The 22,149-nt window shown below is 71.7% G+C and carries 24 protein-coding genes; 10 read left to right on the top strand and 14 right to left on the bottom strand.

Annotation, left to right across the window (positions count from 1 at the left end; genetic code table 11):
- Window positions 1-306: 306 nt before the first annotated feature.
- The gene (locus tag K7C20_RS08575; RefSeq protein WP_030087558.1) at window positions 307-804 is read left to right on the top strand and encodes a DUF2975 domain-containing protein; all 498 of its coding nucleotides are present in this window, start codon (window positions 307-309) and stop codon (window positions 802-804) included.
- Window positions 804-1,028, top strand: a complete 225-nt coding sequence (locus K7C20_RS08580; protein WP_030087557.1) for a helix-turn-helix domain-containing protein — start codon at window positions 804-806, stop codon at window positions 1,026-1,028. The genes K7C20_RS08575 and K7C20_RS08580 overlap by 1 nt, the downstream gene beginning before the upstream one ends.
- Window positions 1,029-1,157: 129 nt before the next feature.
- Here K7C20_RS08580 and K7C20_RS08585 read toward each other — a convergent pair whose 3' ends face one another.
- Window positions 1,158-1,403 (bottom strand): hypothetical protein, encoded by a 246-nt coding sequence (locus K7C20_RS08585; RefSeq protein WP_048830184.1) that lies wholly within the window; start codon window positions 1,401-1,403, stop codon window positions 1,158-1,160.
- 335 nt (window positions 1,404-1,738) lie between these two features.
- Between K7C20_RS08585 and K7C20_RS08590 the strand changes: the two genes are divergently transcribed.
- Window positions 1,739-3,181, top strand: coding sequence for a metallopeptidase TldD-related protein (locus K7C20_RS08590; protein ID WP_053209884.1), 1,443 nt, complete (start codon window positions 1,739-1,741; stop codon window positions 3,179-3,181).
- Window positions 3,182-3,334: 153 nt separating this feature from the next.
- The gene (tyrS, locus tag K7C20_RS08595) at window positions 3,335-4,738 is read left to right on the top strand and encodes a tyrosine--tRNA ligase (protein WP_030087553.1); all 1,404 of its coding nucleotides are present in this window, start codon (window positions 3,335-3,337) and stop codon (window positions 4,736-4,738) included.
- A gap of 61 nt (window positions 4,739-4,799) precedes the next feature.
- On the opposite strand, the gene K7C20_RS08600 is transcribed toward tyrS, so the two are convergent.
- Window positions 4,800-5,078, bottom strand: coding sequence for a GlsB/YeaQ/YmgE family stress response membrane protein (locus K7C20_RS08600; RefSeq protein ID WP_030087552.1), 279 nt, complete (start codon window positions 5,076-5,078; stop codon window positions 4,800-4,802).
- A gap of 222 nt (window positions 5,079-5,300) precedes the next feature.
- Between K7C20_RS08600 and K7C20_RS08605 the strand changes: the two genes are divergently transcribed.
- Together K7C20_RS08605 and K7C20_RS08610 are read left to right on the top strand one after the other, a co-directional pair.
- On the top strand, window positions 5,301-5,675 hold the full coding sequence (locus tag K7C20_RS08605; RefSeq protein ID WP_030087551.1) for a DUF3099 domain-containing protein: 375 nt from the start codon (window positions 5,301-5,303) through the stop codon (window positions 5,673-5,675).
- Window positions 5,676-5,907: 232 nt separating this feature from the next.
- On the top strand, window positions 5,908-6,153 hold the full coding sequence (locus tag K7C20_RS08610; protein ID WP_053209885.1) for a hypothetical protein: 246 nt from the start codon (window positions 5,908-5,910) through the stop codon (window positions 6,151-6,153).
- A 41-nt stretch (window positions 6,154-6,194) separates the two neighbouring features.
- Here K7C20_RS08610 and moaA read toward each other — a convergent pair whose 3' ends face one another.
- From moaA to K7C20_RS08625, 3 genes are all read right to left on the bottom strand, one after another.
- Entirely contained in the window at window positions 6,195-7,184 is a 990-nt protein-coding gene (gene moaA / locus K7C20_RS08615) for a GTP 3',8-cyclase MoaA (RefSeq protein WP_030087550.1), read from the bottom strand.
- 184 nt (window positions 7,185-7,368) lie between these two features.
- Window positions 7,369-9,006, bottom strand: a complete 1,638-nt coding sequence (locus tag K7C20_RS08620) for a solute symporter family protein (RefSeq protein WP_030087549.1) — start codon at window positions 9,004-9,006, stop codon at window positions 7,369-7,371.
- The gene (locus tag K7C20_RS08625; protein ID WP_030087548.1) at window positions 9,003-9,347 is read right to left on the bottom strand and encodes a DUF485 domain-containing protein; all 345 of its coding nucleotides are present in this window, start codon (window positions 9,345-9,347) and stop codon (window positions 9,003-9,005) included. The genes K7C20_RS08620 and K7C20_RS08625 overlap by 4 nt, the downstream gene beginning before the upstream one ends.
- Before the next feature lie 218 nt (window positions 9,348-9,565).
- Between K7C20_RS08625 and K7C20_RS08630 the strand changes: the two genes are divergently transcribed.
- Together K7C20_RS08630 and K7C20_RS08635 are read left to right on the top strand one after the other, a co-directional pair.
- On the top strand, window positions 9,566-9,763 hold the full coding sequence (locus K7C20_RS08630) for a hypothetical protein (RefSeq protein WP_053209886.1): 198 nt from the start codon (window positions 9,566-9,568) through the stop codon (window positions 9,761-9,763).
- 198 nt (window positions 9,764-9,961) lie between these two features.
- Window positions 9,962-11,476: a S8 family serine peptidase gene (locus tag K7C20_RS08635; protein WP_030087546.1), complete on the top strand. Its 1,515-nt coding sequence runs from the start codon at window positions 9,962-9,964 to the stop codon at window positions 11,474-11,476.
- Window positions 11,477-11,567: 91 nt separating this feature from the next.
- On the opposite strand, the gene K7C20_RS08640 is transcribed toward K7C20_RS08635, so the two are convergent.
- The 4 genes from K7C20_RS08640 to K7C20_RS08655 form a co-directional block, all read right to left on the bottom strand.
- The gene (locus K7C20_RS08640; RefSeq protein WP_053209907.1) at window positions 11,568-13,160 is read right to left on the bottom strand and encodes a TIGR03086 family metal-binding protein; all 1,593 of its coding nucleotides are present in this window, start codon (window positions 13,158-13,160) and stop codon (window positions 11,568-11,570) included.
- A gap of 86 nt (window positions 13,161-13,246) precedes the next feature.
- Window positions 13,247-14,290, bottom strand: coding sequence for a zinc-dependent alcohol dehydrogenase family protein (locus K7C20_RS08645; protein ID WP_030087541.1), 1,044 nt, complete (start codon window positions 14,288-14,290; stop codon window positions 13,247-13,249).
- Window positions 14,291-14,330: 40 nt separating this feature from the next.
- Window positions 14,331-15,038, bottom strand: a complete 708-nt coding sequence (locus K7C20_RS08650) for a lysoplasmalogenase (RefSeq protein WP_053209887.1) — start codon at window positions 15,036-15,038, stop codon at window positions 14,331-14,333.
- A complete protein-coding gene (locus K7C20_RS08655) occupies window positions 15,035-15,946 on the bottom strand; it encodes a sterol desaturase family protein (RefSeq protein ID WP_030087538.1) in 912 nt (303 codons plus the stop codon). Before K7C20_RS08655 ends, K7C20_RS08650 begins: the two co-directional genes overlap by 4 nt.
- A 132-nt stretch (window positions 15,947-16,078) precedes the next feature.
- Here K7C20_RS08655 and K7C20_RS08660 point away from each other — a divergent pair, with 132 nt between their 5' ends.
- Window positions 16,079-16,789: a Type 1 glutamine amidotransferase-like domain-containing protein gene (locus K7C20_RS08660; RefSeq protein WP_053209888.1), complete on the top strand. Its 711-nt coding sequence runs from the start codon at window positions 16,079-16,081 to the stop codon at window positions 16,787-16,789.
- 63 nt (window positions 16,790-16,852) lie between these two features.
- Here K7C20_RS08660 and K7C20_RS38970 read toward each other — a convergent pair whose 3' ends face one another.
- The 5 genes from K7C20_RS38970 to K7C20_RS08685 form a co-directional block, all read right to left on the bottom strand.
- Complete coding sequence (locus K7C20_RS38970; RefSeq protein ID WP_280922021.1) at window positions 16,853-16,975, bottom strand: hypothetical protein; 123 nt, start codon at window positions 16,973-16,975, stop codon at window positions 16,853-16,855.
- Between the two features lie 14 nt (window positions 16,976-16,989).
- Window positions 16,990-18,234, bottom strand: a complete 1,245-nt coding sequence (locus K7C20_RS08670) for an amidohydrolase family protein (protein WP_053209889.1) — start codon at window positions 18,232-18,234, stop codon at window positions 16,990-16,992.
- Window positions 18,231-19,556 carry an amidohydrolase family protein gene (locus tag K7C20_RS08675; protein ID WP_053209890.1) on the bottom strand — a complete coding sequence of 442 codons (1,326 nt, stop codon included), beginning with the start codon at window positions 19,554-19,556 and terminating at the stop codon, window positions 18,231-18,233. The genes K7C20_RS08670 and K7C20_RS08675 overlap by 4 nt, the downstream gene beginning before the upstream one ends.
- 13 nt (window positions 19,557-19,569) lie before the next feature.
- A complete protein-coding gene (locus K7C20_RS08680; protein ID WP_030087526.1) occupies window positions 19,570-20,463 on the bottom strand; it encodes an SDR family NAD(P)-dependent oxidoreductase in 894 nt (297 codons plus the stop codon).
- A gap of 82 nt (window positions 20,464-20,545) precedes the next feature.
- On the bottom strand, window positions 20,546-21,343 hold the full coding sequence (locus K7C20_RS08685) for an acetoacetate decarboxylase family protein (protein ID WP_030087524.1): 798 nt from the start codon (window positions 21,341-21,343) through the stop codon (window positions 20,546-20,548).
- Window positions 21,344-21,470: 127 nt separating this feature from the next.
- Here K7C20_RS08685 and K7C20_RS08690 point away from each other — a divergent pair, with 127 nt between their 5' ends.
- Window positions 21,471-22,103, top strand: a complete 633-nt coding sequence (locus K7C20_RS08690) for a TetR/AcrR family transcriptional regulator (protein ID WP_030087522.1) — start codon at window positions 21,471-21,473, stop codon at window positions 22,101-22,103.
- Window positions 22,104-22,149 lie beyond the last annotated feature (46 nt).

Genomic DNA, 22,149 nt, shown 5'->3' on the forward strand with positions numbered 1-22,149 from the left:
CCCTGCCGCACGAGGGGGACTTCGGCACTTCCGTGGCACCTGGCCGGGGCGGTCCTGCTGAGGACTTCCCCTAGATGAGCCTGTCTCCGGCCGGCCGCACCGGCGCCCAGCGCCTTGGGATCTCGCAGTCATGGCGAAGGCGCCGGTCGGGCAGGCGAGCCACCGGAAACCGGCCAACACCTCACCCACCCCACGTACTTCACGAGCTTCATGTGTCTCACGTGTCTCACGTGCCTCACGTGCCGCTGGAACACCCCCGGGGCGAGATCGATTGATTTTCGATAGGAACCAATCGATAATCGATACATGCATCGCTTCTTCATCGCCACGCTCCGGATCGGCGTCGTCGCCGCCATGGCCGTCGGCCTCTTCGGCCAGGTCGTCATCATCCCGACGACGGCGGCCGATGAGGTCGAGCGCTTCCCTCCCTACGCCCCCTTCGCCGCGCCGTACGTGACCGTGGCGATCATCGGCATCGCCTGCGTCCAAGTCGCGCTCGTCGCAGTGTGGATGCTGCTCGCCATGGTCCGGCGCGGCGCGATCTTCACGCCGCTGGCCTTCCGGTGGGTGGACACCATCATCGGGTCCTCGATCGTGGCGACGCTGCTGGCGATCGGCGTCACCGGGCATCTGGCCGTGGCCGACATTCCCTCTCCCCATGACGGCATGGAGCTCATCGGGGCCCTCGCCGCCGCCGTCGCGGGCGTCGGCGTGGGGGCGGCATTCGCGATGCTCGTCGTCATCATGCGCAGCCTCTTGCGCAAGGCGACGGATCTGGAGACCGAGATCGCCGAGGTGATCTGATGGCCATCATCGTCGACCTCGACCTCCAGCTCGCCAAACACCACCTGTCGGTCGGCGAGTTCGCCGCTGCCGTCGGTATCACGCCGGCCAATATCGCCGTCCTGAAGAACGGTCGCGCCAAGGCGGTGCGGTTCACCACGCTCGACGCGATCTGCCGCACACTCGAGTGCCAGCCCGGCGACGTGCTGCGTTGGGTGCCCGACGACGGCACGAACGACGGCTGAGGGCTGTCCCGTCGTCCTGTCCCGTCGCCCTGTCCGGTAGTCCGGTCCGGTAGTCCGGTCCGGTAATGCCTGTCCGGCCTCGGTGAAGCCCCGTCCGTGAGCCCTCGGCGGCCGGCGAACGGGGCTTCCTCACGCCTGGGAGCCCCCGACGTCGCGCCGACTGGAAAGAGCCGCCTGGCCAATCGTGGAGAGCTTCAGGGAGCGGTCCGCGTCGACGACGAGCCACCCCTTTTCCAGAAGGGACCGGAGATCGGGCCGGACCTCGTCCCCCAGCTCTTCGGCCAGGTCGTCGTCCGTCGGGGAGTCACCGGCCCGGAGGCGCTCGGCGATACGGAAGACAATGCCTTCCTCCTCCGCCGTGATGTGGAAGTCCATAGGAGGAAGGTACGGGTGCAGCCACGTGAGCGCCCCTCCGGCAGCCCGGCCGAGCCCCTCCGCACGGGACAAACGGCCTGGAGCCGTTCGCGCACGGCGCCCCCCGGTGGGGCGAGCCTTCGCAGCGACGGCCTCCCCGCCACCGGCGCCGCGCGGCCGATCTGCGTCTCCGCCCGTGCGCAGAGCGCTCGGTAAGCTCTGCTCCCAGGTCGGCACCGAGTCATCACCAGACCCCGCAGCGTCCGGTTTGAGCCGGTGGGGTCCGATGTCCGCGGTCGCGCCCGGGGGCCGCCCCCGCAAAGGCACAGCCCGAACACCACACAGGAGGCCGGTCGATGAGCACGCGTACGCCGCGCAGGAACAGGCCGCACGAGATCGTCGAGCGGGCCCTGGAACTTTCCCGGGCCGACGGCTGTGTGGTCATCGCCGATGAGAGCTCCAGCGCCAATCTGCGCTGGGCGGGCAATGCGCTCACCACCAACGGGGTCACCCGCGGCCGCACCCTCACGATCGTGGCGACCCTGAACGGCGGCCAGGGCACGGCGTCCGGTGTCGTCTCGCGCTCCGCGGTGACCGCGGACGACCTGGAGCCGCTGGTGCGGGCCGCCGAGGCGGCCGCCCGGGACGCCGGTCCGGCCGAGGACGCCCAGCCGCTGGTCGGGGGCGAGAAGGCGTCCGCGGACTTCACCGATGCGCCTGCCGAGACCTCCTCGGAGGTGTTCGCGGCGTTCGCCCCGGCCCTGGGCGAGTCCTTCCGGCAGGCCCGTGCGGGCGGCCGTGAGCTGTACGGCTTCGCCCAGCACGATGTCGTCTCGTCGTATCTGGGGACCTCGTCCGGGCTGCGGCTCCGGCACGACCAGCCCACCGGGACGCTGGAGCTGAACGCCAAGTCTCCCGACCGCACCCGCTCGGCATGGGCCGGACAGGCGACCCGCGACTTCGGCGACGTCGATCCGCGGCTGCTCGACACCGAGCTGGGCCGGCGGCTGGGCTGGGCGGAGCGGCGGATCGAGCTGCCCGCCGGGCGGTACGACACGCTGTTGCCGCCCACCGCCGTCGCCGACCTGCTCGTCTACCAGATGTGGTCGTCCGGCGCCCGGGATGCCTCCGAGGGCCGTACGGTCTTCTCCCGGCCGTCGGACGGCAACGGCGGGGCGACGGGGCCCGGGGCGGGTACCCGGGTGGGCGAGCGGCTCAGCGAGCTGCCGCTGACGCTGCGCAGCGACCCGTGGGCGGCCGGTCTGGAGTGTGCGCCGTTCGTCCTGGCGCACTCCTCCGGCGACGATGCCTCGGTCTTCGACAACGGGCTGCCGCTGACGGCCACGGAGTGGCTGCGCGAGGGCGTGCTGAACCGGCTGCCGACCACCCGGCACAGCGCCGGACTGACCGGCCTGCCGGTGGCCCCGGGCATCGACAACCTCCTTCTGGAGGGCGGGAGTTCACGCTCGCTGGACGAGATGGTGGCGGCCGCCGGCCATGACGGCCCGACGCTGCTGCTGACCTGCCTGTGGTACATCCGCGAGGTGGACCCGGCGACGCTGCTGCTGACCGGGCTGACCCGGGACGGCGTCTACCTGGTCGAGAAGGGCGAGGTGGTCGGCGAGGTGAACAACTTCCGGTTCAACGAATCGCCGGTGGATCTGCTGTCCCGGGCGGTGGAGGCGGGCCGTACCGAGCGGACCCTGCCGCGCGAGTGGGGCGACTACTTCACCCGCGCCGCGATGCCGGCACTGCGCATCCCGGACTTCAATATGAGCTCGGTCAGCCGCGGGGTGTGAGGCCGTCGGCGTACGCCCGGCCGGTGGCGGCGGGCCCGCCGGGCGGGACGGGCGGCGGGCGGACGGCGGGCGGACGGCGCGGGAGTGTCGTACGGGGCTAATAGACTGTCCGCTTGTCCTCCCGTTTGGGAACCACGATCGATCAGGAACGCCATGACACGCCTCGGCGAATCCGTCGCCCGCGCCACCACCCAGCTCTCCGCCGACCTCTCCTCGGACGCCACGGTCCAGGAGCTGCTCAAGGAGACGGGCGCGCGGCGCTATCTCGACCTGACGGACCTGCCCGCCAAGGAGCAGGCCGAGCTGATCGCGGCCCGTACGGTCGAGGTCCTGCCGGGCGTGGAGAAGCTGGCCGAGCGGATCGAGGAGCGCCGGGCGGCCGGCAAGGGCCTGCACATCAAGCTGGGCATCGACCCGACGGCGACCGATGTGCACCTGGGGCATGCGGTGCCGCTGATCGTCCTGAGCCGGTTCCAGCGGCTGGGCCATGACGTCACGCTGATCATCGGTGACTTCACCGCCAAAATCGGCGACCCGTCGGGCCGTACGGCCGAGCGGCCGCCGCTGACCGACGAGGACATCGCACACAATCTCGCCACGTACCGGGAACAGGTGCGGCCCTTCTTCGACTTCGAGAAGGTCAGCTTCCGGCAGAACAGCGAGTGGCTGGCGCCGTACACCTTCCCGGAGCTGCTCTCGCTGCTCGCCCAGGTGCCGGCCTCCCAGCTGCTGCAGCGCGAGGACTTCCGCAACCGTCTCGCGGCCGGCTCCGGCCTGACCATGACGGAGCTGCTGTACCCCGTCGCGCAGGGCCTGGACTCGGTGGCGCTGGAGTGCGATGTGGAGCTGGGCGGCTCCGACCAGCTGCTCAACCTCCAGATGGGCCGCAAACTGATGGAGCTGCGCGGGCAGCAGCCGCAGCTGGTGGTGACCATGCCGCTGATCGAGGGCACGGACGGCACCGGCGCCAAGATGTCCAAGTCCAAGGGCAATTACGTCGGGCTGAACGCGTCCGCCGACGATGTCTTCGGCAAGATCATGTCGGTGCCGGACCGGCTGATGGAGCCGTACCTGAAGGCCTGGACGGAGTGGACGGACGAGGAGATCGCACTGGCCTTGGGCCGGGTCGCGGACCGCTCGCTGCACCCGATGGACCTCAAGAAGGTCCTGGCGGGCGAGGTCGTGGCCGCGCTGTACGGCCTGGAGGCGGCGATGGCGGCGCGGGCCGGTTTCATCGCCCAGTTCTCCAAGAAGTCGTTCTCGGATGTGGAGTCGCTGCCGGTCGTCGACGTCGCCGCGCACGGCGCGGAGACGGTGGCCACGGTCCTGACCAAGATCCTGGAGTTCACGCCGAGCGCCTCGGCGGCGCGGCGGCTGGCCAAGCAGAATGCGCTGCGGCTGGTCGTGGAGGGCGAGGACGGGCAGCAGACCGTGGTGCTCGCGGAGGCCGATTCGGTCCGTCCGCTGGGTGAGGTGCTGGCCGAGAAGCTGGCGGACACGGCCGGGGTCGCCTACCTCAAGGCCGGCCGGAAGCTGGCTCAGCTCGAAGGCCGCTGATACGGCAGAGGGGCGGGCGGCCGGTGCGCATGGATGCGCGCCGGCCGCCCGTGTCGTTCCCTCAGGCGGCGTGTCTCTTGCGGCCCCGCATCGAGACCCAGAGACGGTCACCGACGGCGACGACAACCACCGCGCCGGCCAGTTGCAGCAGGTGCCGGATCCAGTCGATGCCCTTGGTGTCATTGACCCCGATGCCGGTGGCAACCCAGTTGCCGAGGACACTGCCCAGCATGCCGAAGATCACGGTCAGCCAGAGCGGGATCTGTTGCTTGCCCGGGATGATGGCCTTCGCGATCAGGCCCAGCACCAGGCCCACGATGATGGCCCACAACCACGTCATGTCGACTCCTCTTGCGGCACGGTGCAGATGACGGTCGCCTCGTCAGTGTCGCTCCGCATCGGCTACGGCGCACGCCGGGGGCCGCCGTACGCAAGGTGCGCAGGCAGACCCGGCCGAAGGGGGGCCCGACCCGGTCTCGAAGGCGGCGCAGCCGGGGCGTACCGTGGAAACCGACCGGATACCGGGGAGAATCCGGCATGACTGACCAGGCGGTGGAACGTGATGCGGAAGCAGAGCAGCGGCCAGGCCTTCCGGATCACCGGGGCCCGGCAGGGACTGTCCGAGGATGTGCGCGGACGGCAGCGGCGGTATGTGATCTCGATGGCGGTGCGGACGGTGGCCGTGGTGCTGACCGTCGTGCTGTGGAACGTCGAACGGCCCATTGCCATCGCGACGTTGGTGCTGGGGCTGGCGCTGCCGTATATCGCGGTGGTCATCGCCAACGCGGGCCGGGAGAACGCCCCTTCGCTCCCGCAGACCTTCGTCGCGGGCCCGACCAGGCCGATGCTGACGCCGGGCGCCGACGACGCTCCGGCGGAATCCGTTCCGGAGCGGCCGGCAGCGGACTCTTCCGCCTCGCCACATGACCCCAGCTGATCATCACCCGGTCTGCAAAGCTCAAGAAAAGCTCAGATCAATCATGGAGTTCCGGTGCACTACGCACCATCCCCCGTGACATACTGCGTACGCGCTCCGCATCCCCCGTCGGAGCGACGGACCGACGCCGGGCGGCTCCCCCCGTGGCTGCCCGGCGTCGTCATGTCCGCAAGGGCCCCGGGGTGAAGAAGCCGGGCCCGGGGCTGTGAGCGCAGGACGTAGGGTTGAGGCCGTGAACTCCCCGAATCCCCAGGAAGCCGCCGAGGGCGCCGTCATCTGTTCCGCGAAGGGCTGCCGCGCCCCCGCCGTATGGGTGCTGGCCTGGAACAACCCGAAGCTGCACACTCCGGACCGGCGCAAGACCTGGCTGGCCTGCGAGGAGCACCGGGAGCATCTGTCGCAGTTCCTCGGGGTGCGCGGCTTCCTCAAGGATGTCGTGACGCTGGAGGAGTGGGAGGCGCCGGCCGCCGGCCGCTGACGCCGGACCGGCGCAACCGCCGCTCGCGAGACCCGGCCGGCTCAGCCGCCGATCGCGGACATCGGGCGCTCCGGCTGGAGGAAGGACGGGTCGTCCAGGCCGGAGCCCGCCTTCTTGCCCCACATCGCCTGCTTCCATATGCGGGCGATCTCGTCATCGGGGGCCTCGGAGCGCAGGGCCGTGCGCAGATCCGTCTCCTCGGTGGCGAACAGGCACGTACGGACCTGGCCGTCGGCGGTCAGCCGGGTGCGGTCGCAGGCCCGGCAGAACGGGCGGGTGACGGAGGCGATCACACCGACGCGGTGCGGGCCGCCGTCGACGATCCAGCGCTCGGCGGGCGCGGAGCCGCGCTCGTCCTGGCCCTCGGGGGTGAGCGCGAAGCGGGTGTGCAGCGAGGCGAGGATGTCACCTGCGGTGATCATGCCGTCGCGCTTCCAGCCGTGCTGGGCGTCGAGCGGCATCTGCTCGATGAAGCGGAGCTCGTAGTCATGCGCGATCGCCCAGGCCAGCAGGTCGGGGGCCTCGTCGTCGTTGAGCCCCGGCATCAGGACGGTGTTGACCTTCACCGGGGTCAGACCGGCCGCGCGGGCGGCCTCGAGACCGCGCAGGACGTCGTCGTGCCGCTTGCGGCGGGTCATGGCCTGGAAGACGTCCGGCCGCAGGGTGTCCAGGGAGACATTGACGCGGTCCAGGCCGGCGTCGCGGAGGGCGGCGGCGGTGCGCTGCAGACCGATGCCGTTGGTGGTCAGTGACATCTGGGGGCGCGGGGTGAGGGCGGCGACGCGCTCGACGATGCCGGGCAGCCCGGGGCGGAGCAGCGGCTCACCGCCGGTGAAGCGGACCTCTTCGATGCCCAGGTCCCGCACGGCGATGCCGATCAGCCGGACGATCTCGTCGTCGGTCAGCAGGTCGGGCTTGGCGAGCCATTGCAGGCCCTCTTCCGGCATGCAGTACGTACACCGCAGATTGCACCGGTCGGTGAGCGAAACGCGCAGGTCGGTGGCCACGCGACCGTAAGTGTCGATGAGCACTGGGCCCCCTCCCCAAGAGTGATGGCTCCGTACGTCTCCTTCGGTGGATCAGTACATCATCGAGCCTACGCGATGGGTGTGACAGGGAGCAGGGAGGAGAAGCACGAGCTGGGCGGGGCGCCGTCGTAGAGATCTACGACAGCGCCCCGCCCGTGTTCCGCGGGGACGGCTCGGCAGGACCGCCTCAGTGGGCTCCGGTCCCGGTCAGCGAGCGGACCTCCAGCTCGGCGTACTTCTGGACGTCCGGCTCCTCCTTGGACAGCAGCGATCCCAGCCAGCCGAGCAGGAAGCCCAGCGGGATGGAGATCAGGCCCGGGTTCTCCAGCGGGAAGACGTCGAAGTCGGCGCCGGGGAACATCGAGGTCTCCTTGCCGGAGACGACCGGGGAGAAGAGGACCAGGAGGACGGAGGAGAGGAGGCCTCCGTAGATGGACCACAGGGCGCCCTGGGTGGTGAAGCGCTTCCAGAACAGGCTGTAGAGGAGCGTCGGGAGGTTGGCGGAGGCGGCGACCGCGAAGGCGAGCGCCACCAGGCCCGCGACGTTCAGACCGCGGGCGAAGACGCCCAGGACGATGGCCACGGCGCCGATGCAGACGGTCGCCCAGCGGGCCGCGCCGACCTCCTGCTTCTCGGTGGCCTTGTTCTTGCGGATGACATTGACGTAGATGTCGTGGGCGAAGGACGAGGACGAGGCGAGGGTGAGGCCGGCGACCACCGCCAGGATCGTCGCGAAGGCGACCGCGGAGATGACGGCGAGCAGCACCGCGCCCCCGGTGGATCCGGCCCCGCCGCCGATCACCTCGGCGAGCTGCGCGGCAGCGGTGTTGCCCGCCTTGTTGGCGGCGGTGATCTCCTCCGGCTTGATGAGCGCCGCGGCGCCGAAGCCGAGCGCGATGGTCATCAGGTAGAAGACGCCGATGATGCCGATCGCCCAGTTCACGGACTTACGGGCGGCCTTGGCGGTGGGGACCGTGTAGAAGCGGATGAGGATGTGCGGCAGGCCCGCGGTGCCGAGCACGAGGGCGAGGCCCAGCGAGATGAAGTCGATCTTCGAGGTGGCGGTGGCGCCGTACTTGAGGCCGGGCTCCAGGAAGGCCGCGCCCTTGCCGCTGTTCTGCGCCGCGGCGCCGAGCAGTTCGGAGAGGTTGAAGTGGAACTTGAGCGCCACCAGGAAGGTGATCAGCAGGGTGCCGGCGATCAGCAGGACCGCCTTGACCATCTGGACCCAGGTGGTGCCCTTCATGCCGCCGATGGTGACGTAGAGGATCATCACGATGCCGACGAGGACCACGACCAGGATCTTGCCCGCCTCGCTGGTGATGCCCAGGAGCAGGGTGACCAGGGCGCCCGCGCCCGCCATCTGGGCGAGCAGGTAGAAGATCGAGACGACGATGGTGGAGGTGCCGGCGGCCGTACGGACCGGGCGCTGGCGCATCCGGTAGGCGAGGACGTCGCCCATGGTGAACCGGCCGGAGTTGCGCAGCGGTTCGGCGACCAGGAGCAGCGCGACGAGCCAGGCGACGAGGAAGCCGATGGAGTAGAGGAAGCCGTCGTAGCCGAAGAGGGCGATGGCGCCGGCGATGCCGAGGAAGGAGGCGGCGGACATGTAGTCGCCGGAGATGGCCAGGCCGTTCTGGAATCCGCTGAACTGCCGGCCGCCGGCGTAGAAGTCCTCCGCGCCCTTGGTCTGCCGGCCGGCCCAGACGGTGATGCCGAGGGTGGCGGCGACGAAGACCGCGAAGAGGGCGATGATCAGGGCGCGGTGCTCGCTCGCGCCGCCGGCCGCGAGCTGGGACACGAGCGGCTGCTGGAGGGGGCTCATGCGTCGCCCTCCAGACGGGCCTTGATGGCCTCGGCCTTGGGGTCGAGCTTGGCGGCGGCGTGCCGGGAGTACCACCAGGCGATGAGGAAGGTCGTGACGAACTGGCCGATGCCGAGGACGAACGCCACATTGATGTGGCCCAGGACCTTCGTCCCCATGAAGCCGCCGGCGTAGCTCGACAGCAGTATGTACCCGAGGTACCAGAGGATGAAGGCGACGGTGAGCGGGAAGGCGAACGAGCGGTGTGCGCGGCGGAGTTCATCGAATTCCGCACTCGACTGCACCTGGATGTAGTCGGGCGGCTCGTGCGTTCCCGGGTCGAGGGTCGGTGCGGCGCTCACGGAATCTCCTGACGCGAAGGGGCGGGTTCCCGTGCCGGTCCGGCGGATCGGCGCAGGCAGAGCCCGGGCCGGCAATAAAGCTCACGTAAGTGATCTAGATCACGCATGGTAGAGGTGCATCGGACGATACGACAGGGGTGCGTTGGTTGAATCCCAGAAGAAACCGGGAATGCCCGCGCCGACCGCCACCGCACGCGGGCCGCTTCGTTGAGCCCGGTGTGAATCCGCCGCCCCAGCAGGCCCCGCAGCCACCCGCTCCCCGCCGGCGCCCCTACGGCAGCATCCGGCTGCCGGCGCCGCTCGCCGTCGCCCCGTCGGAGCCACGGCCGGAGACGGCCACGGCCGTGCGCCGCTGGTACGGTCCGCGGATCGCGCTGCCTCCGCTGAGCATCACCACGCTGCGACGCCACGGCTGAACGGCCCGCCGACCTGCCGGAACGGTGCCGACATCGGCTGACGCGCTATCAATTCCACGCTCCTGGCGGGTTTTCTCCCCGTTTTTTCTCCGCATTCCATTGCTGCGCAGGAGTGATCGCCGATAACTTCACATCTCATTGCATCCGCCCGTGCGCAAACCGCGCCACGGACGGTCTCACGGATGATGTGGAGTATCCATGGCACATCCCCGATCCAGACGCATGCGGGCGCTGGCCGTACCGCTCGGACTGGCTCTGACGGCGTCCCTCGGTTTCCTCCCGAACGCGGCCACCGCCGCGTCCCAGGACTCCGTCCCGGCCGCCGCGGCCTCGGCCGACGGCCCGCTGCTGTCGTACGTCGTGAACACCACGCCCGGCCATGCCACGGTGGGCAAGGTCGAGAAGGCGATAGCCAAGGCCGGAGGGAAGGTGATCATCGCCCATGAGCAGATAGGCGTGATCGTCGTCCACTCGGCCAACCCGCAGTTCGCCGCCTCCCTGCGGACGGTGCCGGGCGTGCAGTCGGCGGGCGCGACCCGCACCGCGCCGCTGAAGGCACAGGGCACCACCGACGTCGGCAAGCCGCAGAAGATCGACCTGCCGAAGTCCCAGCTCATGGCGGCCGGCAAGGCGGCGAAGGCGAACGGCGAGGAGCCGCTCGAACCGCTCCAGTGGGACCTGCCCGCCATCAAGGCCGACAAGGCCGCGAAGGTGAACCCGGGCAGCAAGGACGTCACCGTCGCCATCATCGACACCGGTGTGGACGACACCCACCCCGATCTGAAGCCCAACTTCTCGGCGAAGCAGTCCGCCAACTGCGTGGGCGGCGTGGCCGACACCTCCAAGGGCGCCTGGCGCCCCTGGAACCCGGACGAGGACTACCACGGCACCCATGTCGCGGGCACGATCGCCGCGGCCCGTAACGGCGCCGGTGTGGCCGGGGTCGCGCCGGGCGTGAAGATCTCCGCCCTCAAGGTCAGCGAGCCGGAGACGAGCCTCTTCTACGCCGAGAGCGTGGTGTGTGCCTTCGTCTTCGCGGCCGATCACGGCGTCGAGGTCACCAACAACAGCTACTACGTCGACCCGTGGATGTTCAACTGCAAGGATGACGCCGACCAGGCGGCCATCATCGACGCGGTCGGCCGTGCGGCGAGCTACGCCCAGCGCAAGGGCGCGATCAACATCGCCGCGGCGGGCAACTCCAACCTCGACCTGGCGGCGCCCCAGCTTCCCGACGCCTCCAGCCCGAACGACTCCACCCCCGTCGAGCGCACCATCAACCCGAAGACCTGCTGGGACGTTCCCACCCAGCTGCCGGGCACGGTGACGGTCGCAGCGACCGGCGTCAACAAGCTCAGGTCCTACTACTCGAACTACGGCCTGGGCCAGATCGATGTGGCCGCGCCGGGCGGTGACTCGAAGCAGGTGCCCGAGCTGCCCGCCAAGAACGGCAACATCCTCTCCACCATGCCGGGCGGCGACTGGGCCTACCTGGCCGGCACGTCCATGGCGACCCCGCATGTCGCGGGCGTCGCGGCGCTGCTCAAGAGCGCCCACCCCAAGTCCAGCCCGCAGGAACTCCAGTGGCTCCTCAAGGAGCAGGCGGACAACCCCGGCTGCCCCACGGGTGACGCGACCTGCACCGGCACCAAGCATGTCAACGGCCACTACGGCTACGGCATCGTCGACGCGCTGGACGCGGTGAAGAAGTAACTCCCGGACGGTAGACGGGAGGGACGCGGGAGGGCCGGGTGGTGTGTGACCCGGCCCTCTTCCGTGCGGTGCGCGCGGGCCCGCGGGGACGTCAGACCGGGTCGCGGCCGAGGTAGGCCGCCAGCCGGTCCGCTGCGCCGGCGCCGGGCGGGGCGGGGCGCTCCAGGGCGAACGAGCTGCCCTCGGTGCGCGGCGCGGCACCGTAGATCCGGCGGGCCGCCGCCAGGGTCTCCTCGGCGGCCTCCGGCGCCAGCCCGGTCGGCGCGCCCGTCGCGCGCGCCAGGTCCCAGCCGTGTGCGAGGAGTTCGACCACGACCTGCTGGACGATCATCGCGCCGGGCGCCTCGTAGGGACCGTAGGTGCGGTGGAGCATCCCGCTGCCGGTGAAGGCGGCGAGGGCGGCGCGCACCGAGTCCGCGAAGGCCGCGCGGTGGTCGTCGCCGAGGTGGTCGGCGGCGTGGTCGCCCCGCGGGGCGTCCTCGGCGATCGAGGTGGCCATCAGGTTCTCCCACACCATGTGGTCGAGCAGCTGTCGTACGCTCCACCCCGCGCACGGTGTCGGCAGGTCGAGGTCCTCGGGCCGTACGGCGGCGACCAGCGCACCCACGTCCCGGGTCACCTGCACGTAGGCGTGCATCACCCGGTCCGGATCGGTGCCGTCGAACGCGGACCGGTCCAGCTCGTACGGCCGGGGGTGGGCGCGCAGCGCGGCCGCGGTCCAGGCGCCCGCGGTGTCCCAGCGGGGCGGAACGGGCCGGCCGGTGACCGTGCACAGCAGCTGCCAGTAGCGTTCGACGGCCGGTTCGGCGGCGGTCTCCAACTGCTCCAGCAGCCGGCCGCGGGCCTGCGGGCCGTCCTCGGCGGGCGGGTCGGCAATACCGGCCTGGGTGGGCAGCCAGGCGGCGACCAGCTCGGCGACGACGGGTTCCGCGGCCGGGGAGTCCGGGGCGAGGCCGGCCGTGACGGCCTCCTCTCCGCGGAGCCGCATCAGCTCCGCGACGCGCACGGCGTCCTGCTCCCGCCCGGCCGGGTCCGGGTCCGTCTCCCCCGCGGCGTGCGCCTCGCCGGCCACCGGTCCCGTACGCGCGCTGTACTCGGCCAGCCGGCGCAGCGCCGCCCGTAGTTCCGGCTCGCGGACCAGGGCGGCCAGTTCGGTCCAGGCACCGATCTGCTCGGCAGTGGGGTCGTCGGGCAGTTCGGGGACGGCGGCCAGCAGGCCGCTGCGGTAGGCGGGGGCGTGCACACCGTCGAGGGCGTCCTCGACGAAGTCCGTGATGATCCGGCGGCGTTCCCGGGCCGACAGGCGGGCCAGTTCGGTCATGTTCGGCAGCTCCTCTGCTGCGCTCCCCCGCGCGGCCACCGCCCGCAGCACGGCGCGCTGCAACTGAAGGGTGCGGATCTGTGCGTCCAGCGCGTCCGCCCACTGCGCCGCCGTCTCGGCGACCGTGCGCTCGCGGTGCAGTACGGACCGGATCGCCGCCAGCCCGATGCCCAGGTCGCGCAGGCTGCGCACGATCTCCAGGCGGGCCGGGGCGCCCGGGCCGTAGAGCCGGTAGCCCGCGGGGGTGCGGGCGGCGGGCGGCAGCAGGTCCTGGTCCGACCAGTTCCTGATGGTCTTGACCGGGATGCCGGTCAGGCGCGCCAGCGCGCCGATGGTGAGCAGGGCCGTGCCGTCCTCGTACATGCCGTCCACTGTCGGGTCTCCCACGGCGGGAGACTCAAGCGGCGGCCCGTCCGGCCGGACGGGCCCGCGCCTGTGCGGCCCGCCGGTCAGGGCTTGACCAGCACCTTCAGTGCGCTGCGGTCGTCCATGGCGCGGTAGCCGTCCGGGACGCCCGCCAGGTCGACGGTGAGGTCGAAGACCGGCGCGGGGTCGAGGGTGCCGTTCAGGACGTCGGGGAGGAGTTCCGGGATGTAGCTGCGGACCGGGGCGACGCCGCCGCGGACGGCGATGTTGTGGTCGAAGAGGGCGCGCATGTCCAGGCCGCTGCCGCTGCCGTGCGGCACGCCGACCCAGCCGATGGCCCCGCCGGCCCGGGTGATGCCGACCGCGGTGCGCATCGACTGCTCGGTCCCGACCGCCTCGATGACGGCGTGGGCGCCCTGGCCGCGGGTCAGCTCGCGGACCGCGGCGACGGCCGCCTCGCCGCGTTCGGCGACCACATCGGTGGCGCCGAAGGTCCGGGCGATATCGGTCCGGGCCCGGTGGCGGCCGAGGGCGATGATCCGTTCGGCGCCCAGCCGCTTGGCGGCCAGCACCCCGCACAGGCCGACCGCGCCGTCGCCGACCACCGCGACCGTCGAGCCGGGCCGTACGCCCGCGCCGAGGGCGGCGTGATGGCCGGTGCCCAGGACGTCGGAGAGCGCCAGCAGGCCGGTCAGCAGCCGGTCGTCGCCCGCCGCTTCGGCCGGCAGCCTGACCAGGGTGGCGTCGGCGTACGGCACCCGGACGGCCTCGCCCTGGCCGCCGTCGGAGCCGGGCTCGCCCCAGAAGCCGCCGTCCACGCACGAGGTGGTCAGACCGTCGGCGCAGTACTCGCAGCGGCCGTCGGACCACATGAAGGGCGCCACCACGAGGTCGCCGACGGCGAGACCGGACACCTCGGCGCCGGTCTCGGCGATCACGCCGAGGAACTCATGGCCGATCCGCTGCCCCGCCTCCCGCGCCGCCTCACCCCGGTACGCCCACAGGTCGCTGCCGCAGATACAGGCCCGCAGCACCTGCACCACGGCGTCGTGGGGCTTGAGGACGGCGGCGTCGGGGACCTCGTCGATGCGGATGTCGTGGGCGGCATGGATGGTGGTGGCGCGCATGCGGGGGCGTTGTCCTTGCTTATCCGGAGGGTGTACCCGGTTACGGTACGCCTGCCGTCCGGGGCGCCTGCGTCCGGCGTGGTGCGGGCCGCGGGGCCGTGGCGGCGGCGCGCAACACCCCTTCGGCCAGCCCGTACTGGGCCGCGAGATAGGTGAACATGATCCAGAACTGTGGGCCCGGCAGCTGCGGCCAGTGCGCGATACCGCTCGCGATCAGGGTGTCGGAGAGCAGGAAGAGCAGCCCGCCGACGGCGGCCCAGGGGCCGGCCCGGAGCGCGCCGAACGCCATGGCGGTGAGCAGCAGGCTGTAGCCGGCGACCGGGATCCGCAGATCTGCCGGGAGGTCCGGCCACAGGAGCACGACCGTGCAGGCCAGCAGCACGGCGTACGCGGCACCGGCCGCGGCCATCCGTCCCCGCCGTCCGTCCCCGGGCGCCGTCCCGTACCGGGTGAAGAGCAGCAGATAGCAGACGTGCCCCGCGGCGAACGAGCCCATGCCCACCAGGAAGGCGAGGTCCCCGCCGATCTGGAGGAAGGTGTCGCCGCCGCAGCCGAAGAGCAGCGCACCGGCGAGCAGCGGCGGGCCGCCGCGCGCCAGCGCGTATCCGGCGAGCACCGGCATCAGCACGGGCTTGGTGAGCTGCCCGACGGCCGGGACGCCGGCGAGCAGCGCCGCCAGGTGCACGGCGGCCAGTACGGCGAAGGCCCACAGCAGCGGCCGTACGGCCCGCGGCCACCGGGCGGTCACGCGGCCGGCTCCTCGACGGAGGCACGCGCCCCGGCCCCCGGCCGGCCGGCCTTCGGGCTCTCCGCCACGGCCGCCCGCTGGGCCGGCTGCCAGCCCGGCCCCCGGAAGACCCGCCCGGCGCGCTCGCGCCAGCTGTCCGCGGCCTTGAGGTCGCGCGCGATGGCGGCGTACTCATGGGTGGCCACCCGCAGCGGGTTGAAGGTCTCGATGTTCTTGGTGAGCCCGTAGACCGGCCGCTCGGTCTCGGCGGCGAACGAGCCGAACATCCGGTCCCAGATGATCAGGATCCCGCCGTAGTTGCGGTCCAGGTAGCCGCCTTGCGAGGCGTGGTGGACCCGGTGGTGAGACGGGGTGTTGAGCACGAACTCGAAGGGCCGGGGCAGTTTGCCGATCCGCTCGGTGTGCACCCAGAACTGGTAGACGAGGTTGGCCCCGGAGGTGAAGGCGATCGCGGCGGGATGGACACCGAGAGCGATCATCGGGACGTAGAAGGGCCAGACGGTCCAGGTCGTCCAGGGCTGCCGCAGGGCGGTGGTGAGGTTGAACTTCTTGCTGGAGTGGTGCACCACATGGCAGGCCCACAGCACGCGGATGACGTGGTGGCCGCGGTGCGACCAGTAGTAGAAGAAGTCCTGTCCGAGCAGCATCAGCGGCAGCGTCCACCACAGCACGGGTATCCGCAGCGGGGTGAGTTCGTAGACCGCGGCGTAGATCGCCACGATGGGGATCTTCCACAGCGCATCGAACGCGAGGCTGCCCAGGCCCATGCCGACGCTGGTGGCGGCGTCCTTGGCTTCATAGCCTTCCGCGTCCTCGTCGGGATGCAGGCGATAGCTCACCATCTCCACCACGGCGAGCAGCACGAAGGCAGGTACGGACCACAACACGACATCGGGCAGGTGCGGCATGCCACGCACCATAAAGGCGTGGACAGCGGTGCCGCTAGGGGTTGTTACCGAGAAGTATGTAAGACGTGCTGTCAGCTGCTCCGCGACGATGGTCCGGCGCAGCTCCCCGCGACGACCCGGAATCGAGGTCCGATGGCCCGCACCCCCACCATCGCCCTGCTCGGCGGCGGCTTCTCCGATGACCCCGACACCCTGCTGGACGACTTCGTGCTGGACGCCGCCGGGCAGGACCGGCCGAAGGTCTGTTTTCTGCCGACCGCGAGCGGTGATGCGCCGGGGTACATCGAGGCGTTCCACACGGCGTTCGGCGCGCGGGACTGCGAAACGGGCCACCTGGAGCTGTTCCGGCGCACCGTGACCGGTCTGCGGGCATTCGTCCTCGCGCAGGACATCGTCTACGTCGGGGGCGGCAACACCGCCAACATGCTTGCCGTCTGGCGGGTGCACGGCCTGGACACGATCCTGCGCGAGGCGTACGAGTCCGGGGTGCTGCTGTGCGGCATCAGCGCCGGGGCGTGCTGCTGGTTCGAGAGCGCCTTCTCCGACTCCTTCGGCCCGCCGGTGCCGCTGTCCGACGGGCTGGGGCTGCTGCCGGGCAGCCTCTGCCCGCACTACGACAGCGAGCCGGGGCGCCGGCCCGGCTATCTGGCGGCCGTCAACGACCGTGCGCTGCCAGGAGGTTGGGCGGTCGACGACGGCGCCGCCGGGCTGTTCCGCGACGGCCGCCTGGTGGACGTCGTCACCCGCAAGCCGGGGGCCACGCTCCGCCGGGTGGGCGTCGGCGAGGACGGCTCGGTGGCGGAGGTGGCGCAGACGGCGCGGGTACTGGGGCCCCAGGTGTAAAGGGCCCCTATTGATCACCTGGCGGTGCTCGCTTCACCTGCCGCCCCCGCGACAGCCACGTGATCAGCCGGGCAGACCGTGGGCCGTGCCGAGTTGGTCCACCAGGCCGGCCAGGCCGTCGGCGTGCAGGTCGAAACGGTCCGAGGGGGTGGGCGGGTCGCCGACGCCCCGATTCCCGGCCCGCACGCTCCGGCCGTCCCTCACCACACCCGCACCGCCCCGCCCCGTGCGAACGCCGGGCTGGTGGCGTCCGGGGGGATCTTTTCCAGGGGTGCGGCGAGTTCGGCGACCGTGGGGCCGACGCGGGCCGCGTGGGGGGCGAGGCGGGCGAGGTCGAAGCCGTAGACGCGGGCGGCGTTGGTGCCGAGCATGGCCGCGGTCTCGTCGGCCGGGACGCCGGCGTAGGCGAGGCGGAGGGCCTCGCGGGAGTGCGGGTGGGTGCCCTCGTCGTGGGGGTAGTCGCTGCCCCACATGATCTTGTCGAGGCCGATGCGGTGACGGAGCGGGACCTCATGCGGGCGCATGAAGCTGGCACCCACGAAGCAGTGCTCGCGCCAGATCCCGGAGGGGGAGCCGCCCATGGCCGCCGCCAGGCCGGTGCCGAACTTGGACTCGGCGGTGGCGGACCGGGAAGCGGTCGCGGCCGCGACCAGCCGGCCGTGGTAGTAGTCCAGCATGTCCAGGACGCCGGGAATCCAGCCGGAGCCCTGTTCGGTCAGGACGAGGCGGAGGCCGGGGTGGCGGCGGAAGGCACCGCCGAAGACCAGGTGCCACAGGGCACGGTGCGAGAACCACGTCGTCTCGACCATGAAGACGGCGCGGGCGGCGGGCTCGTCGCCGAGCGGCGGGGAGGCCGAGCCGCCGTGGTGGTTGACGGGCACCTCCAGCTCCGCGCAGACCGCCCAGAGCGGGTCGTAGCACTCCGAGTGGAGCTCGGGGAGGCCGGAGCCGGGCGGGGTGCCGGGGAGCAGGATGCCGCCGGTGAGGCCGGCCTCCTTGGCGCGGCGGACTTCGCGTACGGCCTCGTCGACATCGTGGAGCAGGATCTGGGCGACTCCGGCCCGGCGGCCGGGGGCGTCGGCGCAGAAGTCGGCGAGCCAGCGATTGTGGGCGCGCAGGCCCGCCCAGCGCTGCGCGAACTCCTCGCGGGTGGGCGCCGGGGCCACGAGCGAGGCGCTCGGGAAGAACGGCGGGATGGTGTTCGGGAAGACCACCTCGGCGACGATGCCGTCGGCCTCCAGTTCGGCCAGCCGGCGGCCGGAGTTCCAGTTGCGGTCGGCGGTGTCGGCGAGCAGGTCCTCGTACGGGTTGACGTAGGAGGCCGCCCAGGCGTCGAAGGCCTCGTGGTGCCGGGAGGCCAGGTACGGCTTGTAGTCGAGGAGGTCGGCGCCGGCGTGGCAGTCGGCGGAGATGACGGTGTAGCGGTCGTCGGGTCGGTGCGTCATTGCGCGGCCCCCAGTACCGGGAAGTCGTGGTCCGTCAGCCAGTGGCGGCCCACCTCGCGCGAGCGGGCCCAGGAGGCCTCGACCGCCGCCTGGTCGGCGCTCTGGCCGAGTTCGGCCGGTGTGGGGCCGATGCGGCGGGCCAGCGGGGCCAGGGCGGCGGTGTCGAAGCCGAAGTTCTCGGCCGCGGCCAGGCCGAGCATCCGGCGGGTCTCGCTGACCGGAATGTCGTGGAAGGTCTTCTTCAGCCAGGCGCGGGTGTCGGGCCAGGTCCCTTCGGGGTGCGGGAAGTCGCTGCCCCAGAGGATGTTGTCGACGCCGATCTCGTAGCGCTGGGCGAGCTCGCGGCGTTTGGTGTTGGTGGCGCAGACGAAGACCTGCCGGTCCAGGTACGCGTGCGGCGGCTGCCTGAGCTCCGCGAACGGGGAGAGCTTCTTGCCGCCGTGGGCGCCCAGGTAGAGGCGGTCCATGAACCACAGGAGGTTGGGCAGCCACCAGCAGCCGGATTCGGCGATCCCGAATTTCAGACCCGGGTGGCGCTCGAAGACGCCGGACCACAGCAGGAACCACAGGGGGCGCGCGGGCCACCAGGTCACCTCGGAGACATAGATCCCGAGGTGGCTGCCGTACTCGTGACGGGGCGCCGCCCCGGAGTGGGTCAGCACCGGCATCGCGCAGGCGGCCGCAGCCGCCCACACCGGGTCGTAACGGCGGTCGTGGTAGGGCTCCTTGTCGACCCACATGGAGGGGATCATCAGGGCGCCGAGCCCGGACTCCTTGGCACGGTGGATCTCGGCCACGACACGGTCGACCTCGGCGGTGACCGGCAACAGCGCCACCCCGCAGTGCCGTTCGGGGTGTGCGGAGACGAAGTCGGCGAGCCAGCGGTTGTGCGCCTGCGCACCGGCCATGCCGAGGTCCGGGTCCTGGTCGCCGGAGAGGCCGAGGCCCACACCGAAGGGGGCCGCCGTACCGCTGTCGACGGCATCCGCGTCCGGGAAGACGACCTCCGCCGCCACGCCGTCGCCGTCGAGTTCCTTGCTGCGCTGTGCGGGGTCCCAGCCGCCGCGCAGGCCCTCCTCGTTGTCCCGGAACCAGCGGTCGGCGAAGGCCTCGTTGCGGATGCCGAGGCGGGTGGCCTCCGCGCGGCGGGCGTCCCGGCCGCCGAGGAATTCGTCGAAGGCGCGGTGGAAACGGGCGTCGAGGTAGGGGCGGTACTCCTCGGTGGGGAGTCCGGCGTGGCAGTCGGAGGAGATGATCAGGTACGGCTCGTGCCGGGGGTCCTGCGCGTCCGGCCGGTCCGTGGGGCCCTGTGGGTCCGTCATGGCGGCTGCTCCCTCAGTCGTCCGGGTCGAGAATGAAGTGCTCCAGATACGCGGGGGTGCTGCGATCGAGCATCGAGGCGGACCGCGCCCGGATCTGCGCGTCGGTGTGCTCACCGGGCGGCAGCAGCCAGAAGCGGGCGGCCCGGATGCCGTCCACGACCTGCGCGGCGACGTCCTCCACGGGCGTGAAGGCGACCTCCTTCCCGGCCTCCTTCATTGCCGACTCCCACTGCGCGAGGCTGCGGTACGGGGTCCGGCGCGGCCGGGCCTTGGCATAACGCGCGGGCCGGTTGCGGTGCGACTCCCACAGGCCGGTGCGCAGCATGTGCGGGCCGGGGAAGAGCACCGAGGCGCCGATGGGGGCCCGCTCGGCCCTCAGATGGGCGTAGAGCGATTCGGTCATGGTCACCACGGCCGCTTTGGTGACGGCGTAGACGGACGCGGTGGGCAGCGGCGCGACACCGCCGTCGGTCGAGGAGGTGTTGACGACATGGCCGGGCCCGCCGCCCGCCAGCATCCGGGGCAGGAAGCACTGGATGCCGTGGAAGACGCCCCAGACGTTCACCGCGAACGCCCATGCCCAGTCGTTGGGGTCGTGCTCCCACATCCGCCCCTCGGCGCCGGAGCCCACCCCCGCGTTGTTGCACAGCAGATGGACGGCGCCGAAGGCGTCGTACGCGGCGTCGGCGAGGGCCGCGACCTCTTCGCGTACGCCGACGTCCACGGTGCGCGCCAGTACGCGGGCGCCGTCCGCGGTCAGCTCGTCGGCGGCGGCACGCAGCGGCTCCTCCTCGACGTCCGCGAGGACGACCCGCAGCCCGTCCGCGGCGAAGCGGCGCGCCATGGCCAGGCCGATGCCGCTCGCGGCGCCGGTGACGACGGCGACCTGTCCGGCCTTCAGCTCCATGCCCGTTCACCTCTCCGTGCCGGTCGGGCCGCCCGCTTCTGCGGCCGGGGTCCGGGGAGCCGTCCTCCGGGTGGACACCGCATCAGACGCTCCCCTCGGGCGGTCCGTCGTGCAGCTGACGTGGGTCGTCGTAGCGCTGGTGGACGTACGGCAGCAGGGACCGGGCGCTGACCCGCTCGACGACCCGGCCCTGCTGGTCGGTGGTCTTCTCGCCGAGGGTGAGCTCGACGAGGGTGCGTACGGGGAGGTCGGCCACGGGGTCGTACATCGACTCCCGGAGGACGACATCGCCGGTGATCTTTTCCAGCTTGCGGACCTTCTCGTGGCGCAGGCAGTGCACCAGCACCGGGTCGGTGTCGAATCCCGAACCGTCCACGGCGGGCAGGAACTTGAAGTAGAAGTCGGTCTTCCCGGCCGGCTCGGGGACCGGCAGCGGACCGCTCACCGCGCCGCGCACCTCGACGAAGGCGATGCCGTGCCGGGCGAGCGCCGCACGCACCACCGGGCCGTCGCGCTCGACCGTGACCTCGCCCAGCTTCTTGGGTTCGCCGAAGACCTCCCGGCCGCCGGTCAGGGCCCGCTCGTGAGTCATCGGCATGACGAGCGGATACCAGCCCTCGACGTCCCGGTGCGCGGCCGCCACGGCGACCGAGCCCGCTCCCAGGGGGTAGCCGGGCAGCGCGACCTTGCTGATGCTGACGCGGACCAGCGGACGTCCGGTGGGCGCGAGCGGCGGCGGGAGGACGGCCGCGACGGCGTCCGGGTCGCTCTCCCAGACGGCGACCACACCGGTGGACCAGATGTCGGGGAGCCGGGAGCTCGCGGTGCGCGCCGCGGTGAGTTCCTCCTCGGTGCGCGCTCCGTAGCGAATGCGTGCCATGTCGTACCACCCTTCGTCGTCGGTGACTTACGGGGGTTGCGCGAGACGCCTGTAACACTGTTACACCGAGCGGGACGAAGGGTAAAGGGCCTTGTGCGCAAGGGAGTTGAGAGATAAGGAGGGGCATATGACACGTACGGCGCTGACCGGCGAAGAGGTTCTGGCGGCCGCCGCCCGGCTGGTGCGGGCGCACGGCCCCGGGGCGCTGACCATGCGCCGGCTCGCCACGGAACTGGGCACCGCCGTCACCTCCATCTACTGGCACGTCGGCAACCGCGAGTCGCTGCTGGACGCCCTCGTCGAACGCACCGTGCGGGAGATGGGCGAGATCCACCCCACCGGGCGCACACCGCAGGCGCGCATCATCTCGGTGGCCCGTACGCTGCACACGGCGCTGCGCGAACGGCCGCAGCTGATCGCGATGGTGCACGAACGCGGTCTGACGGAGCGGATGTTCCTGCCCGCGCAGCAGGCGCTGATCCATGAGATGCACGCCGCCGGGCTGCGCGGCGAGACGGCCGCCGAGGCGGTGCGGGCCATCCAGTTCCAGGTCGTCGGCTTCGTCCTGGTCGAGCGCAACCGCGAACGGTCGCCCGCGCAGCATCCGAGCGAGGGCGAGCTCTGGGACTCCCCCGCCGCCGGGCACGATCCGGCGCTGGCCCGCGCGCTGGCCGGCCCGGTCGACACCGGGCGGCTGTTCCTCGTCTCGCTGGAGGCACTGGTGACCTCACTGCTCTCCCCCGTGGGCCCCGGCTCCTGACGCGGCCGCTTCCCGCCGGGGGCCCGGCCGCGTGGATGCCCGTCAA

This window comes from Streptomyces decoyicus (genome assembly GCF_019880305.1).
GTDB classification, from domain to species: domain Bacteria; phylum Actinomycetota; class Actinomycetes; order Streptomycetales; family Streptomycetaceae; genus Streptomyces; species Streptomyces decoyicus.